We start from the raw sequence: 18,997 nt of genomic DNA on the forward strand, positions 1-18,997 counted from the left end.
ACAGCTTCCTGATCGATTGTTTGTGCACTATTGAAGAATTTATACGAATACCTTAAACCTTCCCAAGCCCCAGCTTTATTGACTGCAGTTATAAATGTTCCATCAATCGTCGTATGAGCAAATGAATATTGGCCTGCACCGCGACTCAAGAAGCCGACATTCTGATCATGCGAAATAAAACCATAGGAGCCTCCAACAACGATATGGCCAACATTAACGGGATTGCTCACATATGTTCCAGTACTGCATGAGTCGTAAAGATATAATCCCGTCTGATATTTCCCGCGCGCCTGAAATGCTGCACTGACTTGATTTGTACCTCCACTCCAGACGTCATAGCCATATCCAGCACCATCACGTCCAGTATTATTGAATAAACCGAGTTCAAAACCTGCAAAACTTTTTGCATCAGCATCTGGGCCAAGTGTCACATTGGTATTTTGTCCCCAAATCTTAGTATTAGGTACAAACTTGACCTCTGAACCATTACTTGGAGTACCTGTTGCACCATTTCCAAATTTTCTAAACCAGGCAGTATCAATGGTGATGGTCTTGCCATTGATAGATTTAATCAATCCTGAATATTCAATATCATTGTCACTTACATCAATAATTTGATCTTTTTTGATTTTTTTAATGATTTCTTCGGATAAGTCATTACAGGTTAAGGTGGTTGATGTAAAGATCGTATTATTCGATTTGAAAAGAGCGGGTTGTCCATCTGTTTGTACGAATAACCCGACAACGTCTCTGTCAGAGTAGTCTCCAAGACCAGAGGCATTTTCAATGCCTAAGACTTCTGTACGTGGTTCATCTGCATCAAAATTTGCGACATTTCTAATCGAAACCACAGCACCACGGTCTAAATAACCATCACAAAAGTTCCAGACCTTCAGGGTTTGCATGGGCAAAGCCATTTGTCGTGGACCTAGATAAGGTTTACGCCCATCAATCGCTTCTTTTTTTGCAATAGCATCATGTGCGCTCGGATCAAAACTATCTCTGTTACCGCCTACATCCTCGATCGAAAGAATATCACTATTTTTTTCCTCTTGATTCCGTCCGCGGGTAGTTTTGATTTTCGAGTCAATTGCAATTTCATTGACATATTGAATCGTTGCAAGCACAACATCTGGGTCAATCACCAAATCAAAATTAGATGTATTGTCAATCTGTAAAACCATTCTAAAAGTCATAATACGCGCTGTGCCGTCGCTCGGATTCGGCTTGTAAGTCGCGGGATAGTTTGAGTATGCAACCAGCACATCACCCGCATATAAGCCAAGTTCACGAATGTTAAAGCCACCGACTGCACTCGCAATAATGGCTTCAGCACGTAGCCAGTTGGCATTATTCGGATCTGGAGCAAGGCTGTTGAGCTGTGTACGATGCACTTCATTGACAAGTTGTGAAAATGCTTCGTTAGGAACAGGTAAGCTACCACCGCCATCGCCAAATGCCATGCTGGTGATGCCAAGCTTGGTGCCGTTTTGAATGGCTTCGGTTAAAAGCTCAAGCCCTTTTTTAGTAAAAACTGAGTAATAAATTTGATCAGCCATGATTATTATGCTCTCGGATAGATGATTGTTTCGTCATGCCCAAAAAATACAAAGATCGGACAGCAAACAGGAGTGAATTGATTTTGCTTTGGGTAGATCGTGACGTCTTCACCGTCATACATTGCACATGCCACGTTTGTGTCACCGCGTACTGAAACGACATTCAGTTCAATGCCCTTTAGTTCGCGTGTCAGTGGCTTGGCATCATTGAGCAATGAAACCAAGGTGTTATAGCCTGACTCTGTGAGTTCATTGCCTTCTGTGTCGATGGTGATTTGAAAAGTACCTGGTGTGTTGTTCGGCTGTTCTTGCCACCACTCGGTCACTGTCAGTGAATATCCAAAGGCTTTGGTAATTTCTTTCAGTGCGGCCACAGTGCCTTTCTTTTGATGAATCTGAAAAGAAGCACGAATTTGGGCAATTTTTTCTTTGTCTGACCAGTTTCGATTCCAGCGGTCGACACTGTTTTGCCATGCAATGAGTGGAAGAAAATCGTTAGGGGTGTTTTTAAGGGTGGTAATTGCACGAATATTGACATCTAAGTCCGTGGCTTCAGAAGTCACACTACAAACATTGCGTTCAAGTAGTGTTGAGTTAGGCGGGAGAAGTTTATTCATCAAGCTTCTCCAGCATTAATAGTAATCTTAGTACAGTGCGCGACTTGAACGTGGCTTACCTCAACATCTGCAGCAGGGCTTGAAATCACAACATGAATAACGCCTGACACATGCAGCAAGTTGTAAATTTTAGAAAGGTAAATAGACCGGCCAATACGTCGGCTTTCATCTAAATATTTTTTGACTGCTGCGGTGGCTGCTGAAATTAGAGAGTCTGATTCGGGTAAATTGTTAGTAAATATTGTGGCGGTGAGTTCAAAAGGGATCACATCGACTGATTGAACTGTCAGTCGATCTGCGACGGGTCGACGTACATCATCATTTAAATAGCTTTGTATGATTGATAAAAGTGCGTCGGTTGCTGCACCTGTTTCCGTATCATTTTGTAAGATGGTGACCAATGCTTCGGCAGGGGCTGGCGATGATGCTTTGGCATCGGCTACACGGCCATCGGCACTTAAGGCATGGTATTCATATGCTGAGGTGGGCCCAGCAACTGATAAAGAGTCAAAAACCAGTGATGCGCGATAACGTAAAGCATCATCGGTTTCATAGACGGCTGCTGTATCTGTTGTTGCTGCGCTGACAAGCAGGCGGGTGATGCCGTAGTTTGCAACCACTGCGTCAAGGTCAGTGCCCGTCGCAAAAGCAAGCAATGTACTTAATGTCGCCTGATTGATGCGCTGGCGTAATATTATTTCTCTGTAGCAGCTTTCTTCGAGTAGTTTTGTTAGTGGCTCGGATTCACGTGCCAGCGTGATGCGGATGTTGTCTCGCTGTTCAGCTTCAAATAGTCCGATAAATCCAGCCTTGCGTTCTTCAAGCAGGGTTTCATAGTCTAGTTCTTCGATAATATTTGGTTTTGATAATAGTGAAAAATCGACACTCATAACGTAGATCCAAAGTTAAGTGGAATGCTTAAAGACTGTTGTTGATTGTTGTCGACCACATTGCAGTCAATTTCCAGTTCAAATGAGCCGCGACCAACCTGGTTGATAGATACTGAATTCAGGGTGATTCTGTCTTCCCACTGCAGTAATGCTGTGGCGGTGGCTGCATAGAGTTGAAGCAAGGTGATTTCATTGAAAGGGGAGTCAATGAGCTGTGGTAGCAATGAACCATATTCACGACGCATGATTCGGGTACCGATGGGCGTGGTCAAAATGTCCTGAATGGATTGACGAATTTGATCAATTTCAGTTTCGAGTTCACGTCCGCTTTCACGTGATATCATTACTGTGGTCCTCCAGTAGTTCCACCGCTGTCACCTGGGTGAGTATGGCCAGTGAGACTGATACCACTTGCAGTGACATCATCATCTGAACTAAATGTTCCTGAAGAATGACTGCTACCTTGAACCAACTGACTGCCACCAACGGTGTTGTTTCCTGTCATGGCAGTACTGCCATTGACTTGTAAATTTCCATTGATGGTCGTATCACCGTTGACAGTGACACCACCATCAGCAGTCAAAACAGCTGTACCACCTGAAGGTAAAACAGCAGATAAATGATGTGCTGCAACGTCATAGGCAATGACACAGCCATCGGCAAACATACGAATTTTTTTGTTTAGATCATCAGAGGGTGCAGGGTGGTCGTCGTTATAAAAGCCGTACAGAACAAAACTTGTTGGACCAATATCACCGCATGGTGAAATGACCACACATTCTTCATTTTCTGATGGCATATCCCAAGTGGCATCGTCACCGCTACGAATATTCAGACAACGGATTTCCGGTGTCTCTATATCGCCTAAATTGACGATGACACGTGGAATAGGTTTAGACGGATTGATGGTCTTGACGGTTCCAAATCGAACAATATTTTCAAGACGACGGTTAGCATCTGCATTCATGCAAACACTTTGCGTCAAGGACTAAGCCATTTCAGCTGATGGGGCTTGTATTAAGTGAGTTTTACAATGTTCAAAACTTAAAGATTGATATGTTTTAAGAATGAATCTTCAATCAGTTTTAAATCCTGATCTGTGAAGCCTAAAAGTTCACGTTTTGGATAGACCACACTCGGTGCGCCACGTTCAGCACGATCTTTTAAACCTTCCTGGTGTACTTGTGCAATACGTGCAACACGTCCCACAAAGCCAATCGCAATGGCATCCGCATTGCTGAGCAGTTTTAAATGAGCAGTGTTTTTTAATTTGGTGAACATTTTGCGCTTAATTTTGCCTTTTTGTTCACGTAGGCGTTTGCGCCTTGGGGTATATGTTGAACCATCAGGGTTCTGTTGTGCAGAAATACGTTTGCCCTGATTTTTTCTTAGATCACGACCGATCTGTTTTGAAAGCTTGGCACGTTCACCCACTGACAACCGTTCCAAATACGGCTGTAAGTAGGTGGCAAGTTCTTCAACATTGTTCGTCATGGATTTCGACCTGTTGGTGGCATGTCTAATGACCAACCTTGTTTTTCAGCAGTGGTCCATGAAGCAATCACTTCACCTGATGGATCGATGACTTCAAAATCAGTGGCAGGTTCAAATTCTGTGTACTTCGGTTCTTCAGGATGACTTAGTTCTAATTTGCCATCTTGCAGCTTTTTCACGACGACACGTTCAGTCAGTGGAATTTGGAAATTAATGTCGTATTTGCTGTTATCAATCAGTTCGGCTTCAAACTGAATCGCTTGTTTGCCTTTCTCATGGTTAGCCATTAATTCAGGCTGATTTTCTGCAATCCACGTGAACAGCACGACTCCAATGACGTCAACATCACCGGCATAGTCAGTGATGACCAGATCCAAGGTGTATGACATTTCAAAACTAAAGCCACTGACCATGGTGCTGCGAAGGGAACCATTGTTGGTGAAGATCAATAAACGATCCTGATCAGGACTGAGATCAGGAATCGCTTTGAGTAAATATTCTCTTAATTGATTGGGCTTTTTCATGCAGCTTTTGCACTCTTATAGTTTGGATCGAGGCGGTTCATCACACGTAAAAACTTGGTGTCATAGCCCAGTTTTTTATAGTTTTTGCCGTTATACAGTGAAAAAACCACGTGCCAATTTTCTTGACGTAAAGCATCGATCAACTTCCAATCTTTATCATCGACTTCACCAGACTTGGTTTCACAGTAGCGAAGGAATGCTTCAAACTGAAGGCTTTCACTTTGTTCATGCTGTGCTACAAATTCCTGAACAGATGCATAACCTAAGGCTTTCCAATTTTCACCCATGAGCTGGAAACGTCCCCACGATGCCGACTGTAATGAACATGATTCATCAAGTTGCTTGGCTTGACTTAAACGTGTGTACTCAGCAGATCCACCGTGATAACCACCTGTTTTGGTATTCACAATATTCGGATGTTTGGCCATAAGTGCATTTGCTTTGGTTTTTCCGAATTTCTGATTCAAATAGAAATACATGCGATGACGTTCAAACAGAATTTTAGGCTTACCATTTGGCAAATAACCTTCACCCAGCGTTTCAACTTCAGCAATGGCTTTGATTACGATGACAGGCACACCCAGACGTTTGGCACCTTCGACTAAATCACTTTCTTTTAAAAGTTTACTGGTGCATTCACCGCGTAGGGCTTTTAGTGTGTAGTCACCGACCAATCCATCGACTTTCAGATTTTTCAGTTTCTGAAATTGAATCACGGCATATTCAGTATTTTCACCAAAGTCACCATCAGCAATGAGTGGTTTCTTATTTTTACCAGTCATGCCATTTTTAATCAGCAGTTTTTGCAATTCAGTGACGGCTGAACCTTTTGATCCTAATTTTAAAATGCTCATGGTGTGCTCCTTAACATTGAAACGACATTGCCTTTACTGCGGAAAATAAAGACCACCAAAAACACTGCGAGAATGGCATCCCAAATCGTGACCGGATCTTTAATGAAAATAATGTGAATACTTTGTGCCAGAAATGCCCCGATCAATACCGCTGCAAATAGTCGAAACGAACATTTTTGCAGGTGCAGTCGATCAAAACATAAAATACGGAATGCACATGCCACATAACACAGCACGGCAATGATTGAAAAAATAGTTTGTGCCAATGGCGACAACATGAGTTGCATCATTTTTTATTCTCCTTTCCAAAAGTATTGGACAGGGCAGAAAAGAACTTTGAAGTGGTATTGAATATTTCTGTCAGGGTGGATTTATTGACCCATGTCATGACTTTGACCAATACCGGTAAAGCAAACATACTGGTGAAACAAGCGATCACCGTGTGACTGTTTATACCTGTACGATTTGAAATTTCAGGTGCTAAGGCATAGCCCAGGGCGACGGATAACATGAGCGAAAAAATACGTTTTCCATAGCTCAGTGACACTTGGGTATATGCCAAAAATGCTGCACCAATTACTGCACCAAACAGTGCATCACCATTCACAAAGGGAAGGAGTGATACCAAGCCGGCAGAAGCGGTAATTGCGACAGTCGTTGATGTGGTTGGTTCAGCCATATTTTTTGTTCTCAATCCCAAAGCTGAATGCTTTGCGTTTTATTTTGTTGTGTTTGAAGTTCTGGTAACTGAACCTTTGTCCCCATCGGGAGAAATGGACCAAATTCAGACAAGTGTGGATTGGCTTCAAGTACTGCTTCGACCACACCAGATGAGCGTCCATAGTTGCGCCAACAAATTGCGTCAACCGTGTCATTCTGAAGGGCATAAACAGTTTTCATTTAAACCAGCTCCACATTCAAACGACGAATTTTTTTTAAATCACGAATAGCGAAGCGCAGATCTCGACGGTAATCATCAATTGTTGGTGTCAGATCATCTGCTTTTTGGCCACCATTGTTGTTGGTGTCATAAGCACGATACTTTTCAGTCAGTTCAGCACCAACAGCTGCTGCAACGGCACGAAAATACAGAACTTCAGTGATGGGTTTTTCCACACCTTTTGTGGTGATGGTTTTTGGACTGATTTCAGCAAGTGATGCTGCTTTTGATGTCAGGGATTCGAGATTATCATTGACTTCAATGATGGCTGATTCAATTGCAGGAATTAAACGCTGATCAGTGATACTTCCGTCAAAGCGCAATGCTTCACGAATCGCTTTGCTAGATATGCCAGGGAAAAATGAATCACTGGTGATGACAACTTCTTCATTGTTGCGGTTGCCGTTTGCAATTAGTCCGGTCATTGTCATTCTCTAATAGTTGAGGGGTGGAGAATTGAGTTTGTAATTACGCATTAAAATGTCATTACAGCGTCAATTCTGCCCCTCGGTTGGCGCGGGGCACTCGTTACGTCGGATGAAACATCAAGTTGCCTTGATCATCGACTACCTGTGAACCATCAGCATTCAGCATCGGTTCAGGTGAATTTTTTAATTGTTCTTTGTAAAGCTTTTCAGCCTTTTTCAGATCAGTTTTACCGCCACAGTTTTCATTTTTTGCAATCGCCATTTTGAGGAATGCAACGGCTTCAGATCCACGATCTAACTGCAGGAAAGTACGACCAATACCTAAATATAATTTGGCGCGAATCTGGTCATGCATATCGTAATCAGCAGTTAATTGAGTGGCTTTTTCAAGAACATCAAGTTTAAAGACTTGGCCATCTTGATAAGCTTTGTGTGCAGCATTACCAATTTCTTCAGCAACAATACTTGCAGTACTGCGACTAAATGAATCAGGCATTTTTAAGTTTTGTTCTAAAGCATATTCAGCAAGACTTAAACCTTGATTGAATAGACCACAGTCAAAGCACCACAGCATGATGGTGGTAATGACTTCATCTTGTTCAACTTTTGCGCCTGACTGAACAATACCCAACACATAAGGCATGTGCTTTGGAATCAGTTCTTTTTTCGCTTCAGCACGTTTTTCTTGTGACTGAATTGAACGTAAAACATGAATATCGTTTTTGAGTTCGGTCAGTTGTAATTGGTAGACGCTTGCGTCTGGACGTACACCACCAAATTCATCAGCCTTGGCAGCTTCTTTCGCTGCCAAAGCCTGAAGGCGATGTCGTCGAGCTGGACTCAACATAAATCACCTATTATTCGATTGTGATGCCTTCAACCAATGCCACTTTTTCGTATGCTTCGATCACATACGCTTCATTTGAAGATTGATAATCTTCAATGCGGTTTTTGCTTGGTTTTTCTTGGATGTAACGACGTTTTGCATCTTTTTGATAGTAGATTGACAGGTTGTCAAAAGACGTAATTAAAAGTGCATTGTCAGGGAAATGCGGTACACGTGCTGCAGGTAAGCCACCAATTTGTTTTTGGCTTAATAGCACTTGACCAGCCAATACATTGGTATTGTCAGACGCATCATTCACGATTGGAAAGTTTTTGTCAGCCAACAGTGAACGACCACAGATCACGACGAGATCCGTATCATCTTGGTGAACTTCATCAATTAATTCATTGACTGCATCGACCACCAAAGCATCTAGGTTTTTATATGTACCAGCTGCACCCACGGTGACTGTTGACATCACACGATCAGGTGCATTAGTACGAATCTTTTGCAACCAACCAATATTCACGTCTTGCAATTTTGTATTTAAAGTACGATCAGTTGTTGCTGCTGCAGATGTACCGTTGAAACCGATCATGATACGGTCCAAAGCAATTGCTTTAGCAACGGCATTAGTCCAACGTTGATGGAAGTCTGCGAAAACTGACCAAGCATCAAGTTTTGCATATGGAATCGCCACATCAAAATCAGTCTGCTTGCATTCGTATTTGTCTGAACCTAAACCAGTCGGATCAGTTGGAGTACGTTCACCATTGCCTGATGTATCAGTACGACCTGCAATTGTTTTATTGACAGATAAACCAATTGCTTCACCTGTTTGAGTATCGACAGGCATGACATTAATTTTTTGAAGAAATTCGCTTGAAGCCTGAATTTTTTCTTCCATTTTTTGAGCTGGTGCAGGTGCTACTGTAAATTGCACCTGTGCAGATTCAACACCGTTGAGTTCAGCAACTTTTGCCAAACTGTGATTAAATTTTTTACGTGTATCGTTACGCATTTTTTTCTCGCTTATAAGCAATATTTATAGACTGCTGACAGTGATTAAACTATTAGCACTCGATTTGTTCAGAGAAGTTGCCAGTGTTTTCAGGGGCAGGTGGTGTACCTGGATTTTCTTCGCCTTCTAATTTGGCTTTCAGATCAGTGAGGTCTTTTTCCAATTTAGAGTGCTTGGTTTTAAGTTCCGAAAATTCAGTTTCGACCTTTTGCAACTTGGTCTGACTTTCACCAAACGTTTTGGCAATCGCTTCTAGCGAGTCAGATACTTCTTTGAATTGGTCTTTATTTTTATTGTCTTGTTGTTCTTGTTGTGGCTTCAACCAATCCAAAACTTTAGAAAACAGGCCTTTGGCTTCTGTCTCAGGATCAGGACTGTCTTCAAACTGGAGATCCACTTCTTCAGCAGCAGTAAATAAATTGTCCTTATGCTGTTTTTTTGAAGTGAATGGGTTTGCTTCAGGATTCTTAGAAGCAAATTCCATAATTTGTGTACCTAATGAAGCAGGCGTATCAGTGAATGCGATACCGACCAAATAAGCTTCATTGGTGTCAGCAAAACTTGGATTTACTTCAATAGAATTGAAAAGTTTTTGTTTTTTACCGTGCAGTTCAATCAGATTGTCGAATGCTTCAAGCTGTGCATATAAGCACCATTTTTTTTGACCGTTAATGTCATCTTCTTGTGCTTTAAGTCCAAGTACTTTTGCATAATTCCCAAATTCAGAACTTGGAGAAATTCCACGAATATGCTCGATATTCGCTAAAGCAGTATAAGTATTGGGGTTATAATTCTTGGCCATTTGTTGAATCCAAGAAGCTTCAATGATGCGACCATCAGTCGTAGCACCAGCGACAGCAACTCGGTAAAATTTGGATTTCTTCATTTCTGAATCCTGTGTCTATGTCGATAGATAAAATCTATTTAAAGTAGTTAGCAGAATCGGAAGAACGGCATAAACATTCAATCCAAAGGGCTTGTATTAAGTGGGTTTTACAAAGTAGCCACAATGAATAAATGTTATAGCGTTGGCTTAATGAGCCAATGGATAAAGCACTTGATACACCGAAAAATCTAAACTTCGACAAACGCCTTCTAGCAAAATTTTTGTATTGGATGGGGTGGCGAATCAGCTCGATTGCAGATTACATAGACGAGCCTGATAAAAATGTTCACGCTTGGAAAACACGCGATGAATGGGACAAAGATGCACCTGCCGGTCGTGTGGGTGAAGCTTTAACTGCTCAATTGATCAAACTGATTATTCTTGAGAAAAAAACACCTGGTGATTTCAAGGAAATTGATTTGCTCATGCGCCAATTGCAGCGCATGGCACGGATTGAAAAATTTTCTGACGGTGGCAACGAAACCGATCTGAATCCAAAGCTTAAAAATAGAAATGCTGGACCACGTAAACCTAAACAGCCAAATGCCCTGACTGAAGAACAGGTCGAAAAGCTTCTTGAAGACTTCGATCATGGTTTATTTGAGTATCAAAAGGTTTGGTACCGTGCGCGTGAACAGCGAAATCGTGCCTTATTAAAATCACGTCAGATTGGTGCGACTTTTTATTTTGCACGTGAAGCATTGATCAAAGCTGTCACCACTGGTCGAAATCAGATTTTCTTGTCTGCATCTAAAGCCCAAGCACATGGCTTTAAAACTTACATCAAAAACTTTGTCATGCAGTCCATTGAAGTGGATCTGCAAGGCGATCCGATTTCAATCACGTTGCCATGTGGCAATACTGTTCAGCTGATTTTCTTGGGTACCAATGCCAAAACAGCACAGTCATACCATGGTGACTTATATTTTGACGAATTCTTCTGGGTACATGGCTTTGCCACACTGAAAAAAGTGGCATCGGCAATGGCTGCCCAAAAACAGTACAAAAAAACCTATTTTTCTACACCATCCAGTAAAACGCATGAAGCCTATGCATTTTGGACAGGTGATGCTTTCAATAAAGGACGTACAAAAGAAAATCGAGTTGAGATCGACACCAGTCATGCAAATTTAAGAGACGGTGCTTTATGTGGCGACAAAATGTGGCGACATATTGTCAATATTCAGGATGCCGAACGCCAAGGCTGTGATCTATTCGATATTGATGAACTTATTGCCGAAAACAGTCCTGAAGAATTTGCCAATCTTTATATGTGTGAATTTGTCGATGATGGTCATAGTGTCTTTCCACTGTCCATCATTCAGCCGTGTATGGTCGATTCATGGGAAGTATGGTCCAAAGATTTTAAGCCATTGGCATTGCGTCCATTTGGTAATAAACCAGTTTGGATTGGATACGATCCAGCAGAAAGTGGCGACAGTGCAGGGCTTGTGGTCATTGCACCACCTGAACCTGATTATCCTAAATTCCGACTGCTTGAACATCACCAGTTCAAAGGCATGGACTTTGCCAGCCAAGCGCAATACATCAAAAAATTAACGACCAAATATAACGTCAAATATATCGGATTGGATAAGTCCGGTATGGGTACTGGTGTGGCGCAATTGGTTCTTGAGTTCTTCCCGAACCTAACGACATTCAATTATAGCGTCGATGTCAAAACACAATTGGTCATGAAAGCAATGGATGTGATCAACAAAGGTCGTTTTGAATTTGATGCCGGATCCACTGACGTGGCTATGTCAATTATGGCTATTCGAAAAACACTGACTGCTTCACAAAGACAAATGACATTTGAAGCATCACGTGCAGAAAACATCGGTCATGCAGATTTGGCTTTTGCCATTTTCCATGCGTTCGCAAATGAACCTTTAACCCTTGATGACCAAACAAAATCTAAAAAATCCTCTATGGAGATTTACTAATGTCCGACAGCAAAGTGCAGGCATTTACGTTCGGTGATGCAGAACCGGTGATGAATGGCCGTGACTTATCACAGTTCTATGAAACATGGCTGTGTGGCAATTATTACGAACCCCACATAAGTATGAATGCTTTGGCAAAATCTTTTAAGGCAATGCCTTATTTGTCGACTGCAGTGTTTTATAAAAAGAATCAACTGGTGTCTTCATTCACGCCTAATAAATTGATCAGTTCATCTGAGTTTGAACGCATTGCTTTCGACTATTTGGTTTTTGGTAATGGCTATTTACAGCGGATCGACAATCGATTGAATGAGCCACACCACTATGATGGACTCATGGCCAAGTACACCAGACGCATGAAAAAACCTGATGAGTTTTTACAGCTGCTGAATGGTTTTGAAGAACATATTTTTAAACCTGGTACCGTTTGCCACATCAAAGGCATTGATGTCGATCAAGAGATTTACGGAACGCCTGAATATATCGCTGCACTTCAATCCATGTGGCTCAATGAATCAGCCACTTTATTTCGTCGCAAATATTATAACAACGGATCTCATGCCGGCTTCATCCTATATATGACTGATCCTGGTGTAGATGATGCAGATGTGGATGCTTTGAAACAAGCAATGAAAGATTCTCGTGGTCCAGGTAACTTCCGCAATTTATTTCTACATGCACCAAATGGGAAAAAGGACGGCTTGCAACTGATTCCAATCAGTGAATTGGCTGCCAAAGATGAATTCTTAAATATTAAAAATGTCACACGTGATGACGTTCTTGCATCCCAACGTACACCGCCACAACTTCTCGGAATCATTCCATCCAATGCAGGTGGCTTCGGATCTATCAGTGAAGCACGCGAAGCATATTGGTATTCCGAAATTGTTCCACTTCAAAATTTATTCGCCAACACAGTAAACGAATGGGCAGGTGATCAGATCATCCGCTTCAAAGAGTTTCATCAACTTCAATTCAAACAGGAAAAACAATAATGAATATTGCTTTGGCAATTAAACATTGGAAATTCATCGTGATGGCTGCCTTGGCCATCGCTTTGGCATTTTCAGTCACCAGCTGCACAAGTAAGTCACATCAAATTGATTTACTCGAATCACAAAAAACTTTAGCCGAAACCCAACGTGATTTGGTTGCGTCTCAACATGCCAATGAAGTGCATGAAGTAGAGCAGGTATGGTCACAAGATCTTCTGGAGTCAGAACGAAATGCAAATAAAAACCTACAAGTTGCGCTGGCTGCTGCCAGTGACAGTGCTTTGGCTGTTGACCGGTTGTCAAAGCAGATCAGTGATACCGACAAACGTCTGTCCACAGGTTCCAATCAAGCCATCATTGAATACGCCAAGACCTGCAACTTCGTACTCAAAACAATGGCAGACCGTGGTGGAAAAATCGCAGCAGCAGCTGATGGACACGCAATTGATGCAGAACGATTAGACCAGGCATGGCCACAGCAGGTGAAGTCAGATAAACAAAGCTAATCACAGTATTTACACGAAAATAAAAGTCCTCCATGTGTGAGGGCTTTTTTTTGGCCAAAGTTTCTAAAACCACAGAATCCGGTTCAAGCCGGGCGGTTGACCCCCCACCTCACCTGGACAGTAAATATGTCGAATACTCTACAAAAATTCAGACCTGCACTTTCATAGTGAGAGCAATGCTAAACATTGCGTACAAGACTATAAAAAGTAGGAAAACTCTTTCTACAAATCTCTACACCTGCCCATCAAAATTCTACAGATTGGAATTCAGCCTTATAAGGGTCAAAGAATTTAGTGGTCAAACAAATTATTAAAAATTCCAGAAAAAGGTAAACAAGTGAAAAAACACATGGAAATATTGTATTAAGTAATTGATATTTAAATTTATTTTATTGTTACCTTTATGGGGTAATCTTAGGTAATCAAGATATTGGTTTTTAAAATAAGTTGTTTTAAATCAATGATATAAAAGGTAATCGCTAATTACCTTTTTTCGAGGTAATTAATTACTCTTAGATTACCTTAAAATTACCTTTTTATTTTAGTTTAAATATCTATAAAAAACATATAAATAAGCTAACTTTTTGTTATCAAGTTACCTTTATTACCATTTCCCGATACCAATGTAAAAATTTATAAAATCTTTAATTTTGCATCAGCGTCTATTCTAATTTGTTCATTTATTTAAATCACTATATATCGATCTTTTTCCGCTTTTTATCCGCCAATTTCATTTTCTTAGCATTGTTTTTTAAAGCTAGTGCGAGTCCGACCCTCGGGACCAAGATTCAAAGACCCCAAGCTGGTATTAAAGGCTTGGGGTTTTTTAATGCCAAATCATTTTTAATTTAAAATTTTATTCCGACAATAAATATAAAAGAGGATTGAATGTTAGATTTAATATAAAAGTATGACAAATTTTTTTAACGATCTTGCAGCTCTTTGTTCGGTTAGATAAAGCAAAAAGATTTACTCATAGATGGAAATTCTATTGAGAGCAGTGAGCAGCGATAACTGATTATATCGACAATTATTATGAATAAGACAAAGAGAAGATTGTAAAGGATTGTGCTGCTCAGGCTTTAGTGTGTTCTGAAAAGGTAAGCCATCTTGAAGTTAATTATTTCATTAAAGAATACCCATAAAGTCTTTTTACTATGATCAGATGCGATAATAGAAATATATGATGATTTAAACATTCAACATGTAGCTAAAAAAATAAATCTTCGATACATAATTTAATACGTTTAAATTTCATGAAATTTCACGTTTTGTTGCGAATTGATCTAATCAAGAATTGCCTTTTATGTTAAAGTTTGTTAATAGTAGTGATAGTTTTCACATTTTTTCTTATTAAAACGTAAATAACCGAATAACGATAATATCCGAGAGGCAAACATGGCTATTCAATTACTAGAATTACAGCAAGCCGACAAGTTAAGTGCTTGTAAAATTTCTCTTTCTTTGGGTCTCACTTCAGAGCAAAATTTGCTTGAACAGTTCTTACAATTCAATAAAACATTAATGCAAGTCGGTAAAGCTTTACTTATTTTTCATCAAGAGCCTTATTTTTGGCATCACTGTTCAGAAAAGTTGACTGCAATTGACGCTACAAAAGTCACGAAAAGTTTGAATACTCTATTTGTAAATAATGATTTTATTGATGAAGCTCATCCACATTATTCAAATTTACTTTCGTTTGTACATGCGTTGAAATCTAAAGCACAATCCCTTGTCGCTGTTCATCTGAGGCATCCAGATCAGACCTCTTTAGGTTATCTAATTTTGTTTGATGAAGCTGTCCGAGATTTTAGTGCAGTTCAAAAACAACTTTTACAAGACCATTGTAAAAGCTTTATGCAAAAACTTGAATTGAAACTCAATCACGATGAACTCAAAGAATTATACGAACAAGAGTCCGCATTAAATTTTAGCAAGACAAAATTCTTTTCTATTATTTCCCATGATTTACGCGCTCCCTTCCATGGTTTATTGGGTTTTTCAGAGATTTTGGCTAAAGAGCGCGATACATTGGATGAATCTAGTATCCAAAACATCGCTGACTATCTCTATGAGACGTTACAGTCGACTTACAACCTGTTGGAAAGTTTGTTGAATTGGGCAATGGCTGAAGGTGGGCGTTTTGTATATCACCCAATAAATTTTAAATTAAGACAAATTACCGATATCGTGACAGATATTTTAAAAACCTTAGCGTTGAAGAAAAATATCCAATTGATCAATGAAGTAGATGAGAGTCTTAAAATCTATGCAGATATGAATATGGTGACTTCTTTGATCCAAAACCTTGTTTCAAATGCATTGAAATTTACGGATACGGATGGCGCAGGAAAAGTTTATATTCAAGCCCAACCTCAGGGCGAATTCGTGGAAATACGAGTGAAAGATTCTGGTTTGGGAATGACAGAAGAACAGATACAGAATTTATTTCAACCACGTATGACGGTGAGTTTAAAGGGCACAGCTGGTGAAAAAGGTGCGGGTTTAGGGCTTTCTTTGTGTAAGCGTTTTGTTGAGCTGAACCATGGTGAAATCAGTGTGACATCTCAAGAAGGTGAGGGCACCGTCTTTAAAGTTCGCTTACCTGCTGAACGCCAAAATGCTGAATTATCTACCGAACAACATAAATCGAAAGCGAAATTAGTCTAAAGTGATTTTAAAGATAACGATGTAACTGATATAACTACTAGAGATGACCTGACATCAGTTGAGCTTTTTTATATGAATGCGGAACAGCTACATAAAACCTTAGTTGCAAGCCAATATGCAGAACAAGTTTTAAATTTATACCAATCAGAATTAGAACAAGCCTATAGCAAAGATCAATTTTCAACCTCTTTATCTACCGAAACGATTCACCAAACCGTCCAAGAAACGGTTGCAGTTCAGACTGATGAGCAAGCATGGATGAAGGCATTGCGTATTTTGCGTGCTAAATTAATGTTTCGTTGGATTTGGCAAGATGCAAACCAATTAACCGATGTAGTGACACTGACTCGAGAGCTTTCTGATTTTGCTGATGCTTGTATCTGCGTTGCGAAAGATTTTGCGCGAAAGCCATTGATTGCTAAACACGGTGAGCCAATCGGTTATTCAGGTCAGGTTCAGGATTTGATTGTCATTGGAATGGGGAAACTTGGTGCAAAAGAGCTGAATTTATCCAGTGATATTGATCTGATTTTTGCTTTTGATGAGCAAGGTGAGACTAATGGTCGTAAATGTATTGATGTTCAGCAATTCTGTATTTTGTGGGGACAGAAGTTAATTTATCTGTTGGACCATATCACTGCGGATGGTTTTGTCTTCCGTGTGGATATGCGTTTACGTCCGTGGGGTGACGGTTCAGCTTTAGCGATCAGTCATACAGGTTTGGAAAAATATCTGAGCCAGCATGGGCGTGAATGGGAACGTTATGCATGGATTAAAGCCCGTGTGATTACAGGTGGAAAAGAAGGCGAAGATTTGATGGATATGGCTCGTCCATTCGTCTTCCGGCGTTATGTTGATTATTCTGCATTCGCTGCGATGCGTGAAATGAAAGCCATGATTGAGCGAGAGGTTCTACGCCGTAATATCGAAGATGATATTAAATTAGGCGCTGGCGGAATACGTGAGATCGAGTTTATCGTGCAAGTTTTTCAGTTGATCTATGGTGGTTCCCGACGTGAGCTGCAAGATCGACAATGTTTAGTTAACTTGCATCATTTGGGTGATGCTGAATTATTAGATCAGCAAGCTGTTTTTGATCTTGAAGATGCTTATTTGTTTTTAAGACGAGTTGAACATGCAATTCAGGCATTAAATGATCAACAAACTCAATCTCTACCGTCTGAACCTGAATTGCGCCAACGTATGATAGATACCTTGGGTTTTAGTGATTGGAATTCTTTCTTAAATGTTCTGAATCAAAAAAGAGATAAAGTCAAAGTTCAGTTTAAACAACTCATTCAAGAGAAAGAGTTCTCTGCTCCCATAGATGATTCTGTAGAACTAGAACAACGTCTGAATGCAGTTCTGGATGATGATGCTAAAAACTTGATCCAAAATTTTTGGCATGGGCAAGCACTACGTAAAATTCCTGCGAGTGCTTTAGAACGGCTTAAGAAATTTTGGCCTCATCTAGTCGAAGCCATTTTACAATCAGATCAACCTCAAATGGCTTTATTACGATTAATGCCCTTGGTTGAGTCTGTATTACGACGAACTGTCTATTTAGTCATGTTGATGGAAAGTCGTGGTGCTTTGCAGCGTTTAGTAAAAATGGCGACAGTAAGCCCGTGGATCTGTGAAGAGTTAACACAATACCCCGTCTTGTTGGATGAGTTCCTTTCAATGGACTTTGGGTTGCCGCAACGCAAAGATTTAGAAGATTCCTTACGCCAACAATTAATGCGCATTGAAATTGATCAGGTTGAAGATCAAATGCGGGTATTGAGATTGTTTAAAAAGAGCAACGTACTCGCTGTAGCTGCCAGTGATGTCTTGGCTGAAAGTCATTTAATGAAAGTCTCAGATGCATTAACAGATATTGCTGAAGTATGTGTCCAAGCGACTTTAAATTTAGCTTATCAAGCGATTGCGCAACGTCATGGTTACCCTGTCAACAGTCAGGGTCAACGATGTAGTTTGGATGCGCAAGCTTTTGCCGTCATTGGTTATGGCAAGCTAGGTGGTATCGAGTTAGGCTATGGTTCTGATTTGGATTTAGTATTTATTCATGATTTTCAAGAGCAAACAGAGACTGACGGACGTAAAGGGATCAGTGGTGCAGAGTTTGCGATCCGTGTTGCTCAGAAATTTATGTCCTTGATGACTACTCAAACACTTGATGGTCGAGTCTATGAAATTGATACCCGATTAAGACCGTCTGGTGAAGCAGGGATGTTGGTGACGAGTCTGAAAGCTTATGAGCAGTATCAGCAAAAAAGTGCTTGGCTTTGGGAACATCAAGCGCTCGTTCGTGCACGTTCAATTGCAGGTGAGAAAAGTTTATGTGAGCAATTTGAACGGGTACGCTGTCAAATCTTAACTCAGGTTCGTGATGAAAATCAGGTACGTGAAGAAGTGTTAAAAATGCGTCAGAAAATGAAAGATCATTTGGGTTCATCTTCTGAGCAAAAAAAACATGGGATTTTTCATTTAAAACAGGACTCAGGTGGTATCGTTGACATCGAATTTATGGCACAGTATGCAGTGCTTGCATGGAGTGGGACGAATACAGATCTCGCCCATTTTTCCGATAATGTAAGAATTCTAGAAGATGCTGCTAAAGCAGGCTGCTTATCCAGTGAAGATGCCACAGCATTAATACACGCTTATCTCCGTGAACGAGCTGAGAGCCACCGTTTAGCACTTGCAAATCAATCTATGCAAGTTAATGCTGCGGATTGGCACGATACCCGCGAGATCGTTTGCAAGTTATGGCAAAGGTTAATTGATCCAAGTGCAATAGCATTGGAAAGTGAATGATTGTGTAAAAAAATGGAGTAT

General features: G+C 40.5%; 20 protein-coding genes. 5 read left to right on the forward strand and 15 right to left on the reverse strand.

Features of this window, described 5'->3' with window-relative positions:
- From MKL32_RS13720 to MKL32_RS13790, 15 genes are all read right to left on the reverse strand, one after another.
- Positions 1–1,559: phage tail protein (locus MKL32_RS13720; protein ID WP_270900661.1), on the reverse strand; the 1,559-nt coding region annotated here is incomplete at its 3' end.
- Between the two features lie 5 nt (positions 1,560–1,564).
- The gene (locus MKL32_RS13725; protein WP_270900662.1) at positions 1,565–2,176 is read right to left on the reverse strand and encodes a phage tail protein I; all 612 of its coding nucleotides are present in this window, start codon (positions 2,174–2,176) and stop codon (positions 1,565–1,567) included.
- Positions 2,176–3,066: a baseplate assembly protein gene (locus tag MKL32_RS13730; RefSeq protein WP_004996138.1), complete on the reverse strand. Its 891-nt coding sequence runs from the start codon at positions 3,064–3,066 to the stop codon at positions 2,176–2,178. Before MKL32_RS13730 ends, MKL32_RS13725 begins: the two co-directional genes overlap by 1 nt.
- Positions 3,063–3,410 (reverse strand): GPW/gp25 family protein, encoded by a 348-nt coding sequence (locus MKL32_RS13735; RefSeq protein WP_270900663.1) that lies wholly within the window; start codon positions 3,408–3,410, stop codon positions 3,063–3,065. Before MKL32_RS13735 ends, MKL32_RS13730 begins: the two co-directional genes overlap by 4 nt.
- Positions 3,410–4,033 carry a phage baseplate assembly protein V gene (locus MKL32_RS13740; protein WP_270900664.1) on the reverse strand — a complete coding sequence of 208 codons (624 nt, stop codon included), beginning with the start codon at positions 4,031–4,033 and terminating at the stop codon, positions 3,410–3,412. The genes MKL32_RS13735 and MKL32_RS13740 overlap by 1 nt, the downstream gene beginning before the upstream one ends.
- Before the next feature lie 77 nt (positions 4,034–4,110).
- A complete protein-coding gene (locus tag MKL32_RS13745) occupies positions 4,111–4,560 on the reverse strand; it encodes a phage virion morphogenesis protein (protein WP_002060551.1) in 450 nt (149 codons plus the stop codon).
- The gene (locus MKL32_RS13750; protein ID WP_270900665.1) at positions 4,557–5,084 is read right to left on the reverse strand and encodes a phage tail protein; all 528 of its coding nucleotides are present in this window, start codon (positions 5,082–5,084) and stop codon (positions 4,557–4,559) included. The genes MKL32_RS13745 and MKL32_RS13750 overlap by 4 nt, the downstream gene beginning before the upstream one ends.
- Entirely contained in the window at positions 5,081–5,938 is an 858-nt protein-coding gene (locus MKL32_RS13755; RefSeq protein WP_270900666.1) for an N-acetylmuramidase family protein, read from the reverse strand. Before MKL32_RS13755 ends, MKL32_RS13750 begins: the two co-directional genes overlap by 4 nt.
- Positions 5,935–6,228 carry a phage holin family protein gene (locus tag MKL32_RS13760; RefSeq protein ID WP_269497141.1) on the reverse strand — a complete coding sequence of 98 codons (294 nt, stop codon included), beginning with the start codon at positions 6,226–6,228 and terminating at the stop codon, positions 5,935–5,937. Before MKL32_RS13760 ends, MKL32_RS13755 begins: the two co-directional genes overlap by 4 nt.
- Positions 6,225–6,617, reverse strand: a complete 393-nt coding sequence (locus tag MKL32_RS13765) for a putative holin (protein ID WP_269497138.1) — start codon at positions 6,615–6,617, stop codon at positions 6,225–6,227. Before MKL32_RS13765 ends, MKL32_RS13760 begins: the two co-directional genes overlap by 4 nt.
- Positions 6,618–6,628: 11 nt before the next feature.
- Entirely contained in the window at positions 6,629–6,838 is a 210-nt protein-coding gene (locus tag MKL32_RS13770; protein ID WP_002060529.1) for a tail protein X, read from the reverse strand.
- Positions 6,839–7,303: a head completion/stabilization protein gene (locus MKL32_RS13775; protein ID WP_262573757.1), complete on the reverse strand. Its 465-nt coding sequence runs from the start codon at positions 7,301–7,303 to the stop codon at positions 6,839–6,841. It abuts the gene before it with no gap.
- Between the two features lie 103 nt (positions 7,304–7,406).
- Positions 7,407–8,153 (reverse strand): phage terminase small subunit, encoded by a 747-nt coding sequence (gpM, locus tag MKL32_RS13780; protein ID WP_151839266.1) that lies wholly within the window; start codon positions 8,151–8,153, stop codon positions 7,407–7,409.
- A 10-nt stretch (positions 8,154–8,163) separates the two neighbouring features.
- On the reverse strand, positions 8,164–9,153 hold the full coding sequence (locus MKL32_RS13785; protein WP_270900667.1) for a phage major capsid protein, P2 family: 990 nt from the start codon (positions 9,151–9,153) through the stop codon (positions 8,164–8,166).
- Between the two features lie 52 nt (positions 9,154–9,205).
- On the reverse strand, positions 9,206–10,039 hold the full coding sequence (locus tag MKL32_RS13790; protein WP_270900668.1) for a GPO family capsid scaffolding protein: 834 nt from the start codon (positions 10,037–10,039) through the stop codon (positions 9,206–9,208).
- Positions 10,040–10,197: 158 nt separating this feature from the next.
- Between MKL32_RS13790 and MKL32_RS13795 the strand changes: the two genes are divergently transcribed.
- The 5 genes from MKL32_RS13795 to glnE all read left to right on the forward strand — a co-directional run bounded on the left by MKL32_RS13795 (position 10,198) and on the right by glnE (position 18,976).
- Positions 10,198–11,985 carry a terminase large subunit domain-containing protein gene (locus MKL32_RS13795; protein WP_270900669.1) on the forward strand — a complete coding sequence of 596 codons (1,788 nt, stop codon included), beginning with the start codon at positions 10,198–10,200 and terminating at the stop codon, positions 11,983–11,985.
- Entirely contained in the window at positions 11,985–12,980 is a 996-nt protein-coding gene (locus MKL32_RS13800; RefSeq protein ID WP_137311831.1) for a phage portal protein, read from the forward strand. Before MKL32_RS13795 ends, MKL32_RS13800 begins: the two co-directional genes overlap by 1 nt.
- Entirely contained in the window at positions 12,980–13,486 is a 507-nt protein-coding gene (locus MKL32_RS13805; protein ID WP_270900670.1) for a hypothetical protein, read from the forward strand. The genes MKL32_RS13800 and MKL32_RS13805 overlap by 1 nt, the downstream gene beginning before the upstream one ends.
- A gap of 1,398 nt (positions 13,487–14,884) precedes the next feature.
- Complete coding sequence (locus MKL32_RS13810) at positions 14,885–16,156, forward strand: sensor histidine kinase (RefSeq protein WP_004908952.1); 1,272 nt, start codon at positions 14,885–14,887, stop codon at positions 16,154–16,156.
- Positions 16,157–16,228: 72 nt separating this feature from the next.
- The gene (gene glnE, locus MKL32_RS13815) at positions 16,229–18,976 is read left to right on the forward strand and encodes a bifunctional [glutamate--ammonia ligase]-adenylyl-L-tyrosine phosphorylase/[glutamate--ammonia-ligase] adenylyltransferase (protein WP_039047054.1); all 2,748 of its coding nucleotides are present in this window, start codon (positions 16,229–16,231) and stop codon (positions 18,974–18,976) included.
- The last annotated feature ends 21 nt before the right edge of the window (positions 18,977–18,997 follow it).

This window comes from Acinetobacter sp. AOR34_HL, assembly GCF_027854795.1.
Taxonomy (GTDB): domain Bacteria; phylum Pseudomonadota; class Gammaproteobacteria; order Pseudomonadales; family Moraxellaceae; genus Acinetobacter; species Acinetobacter junii.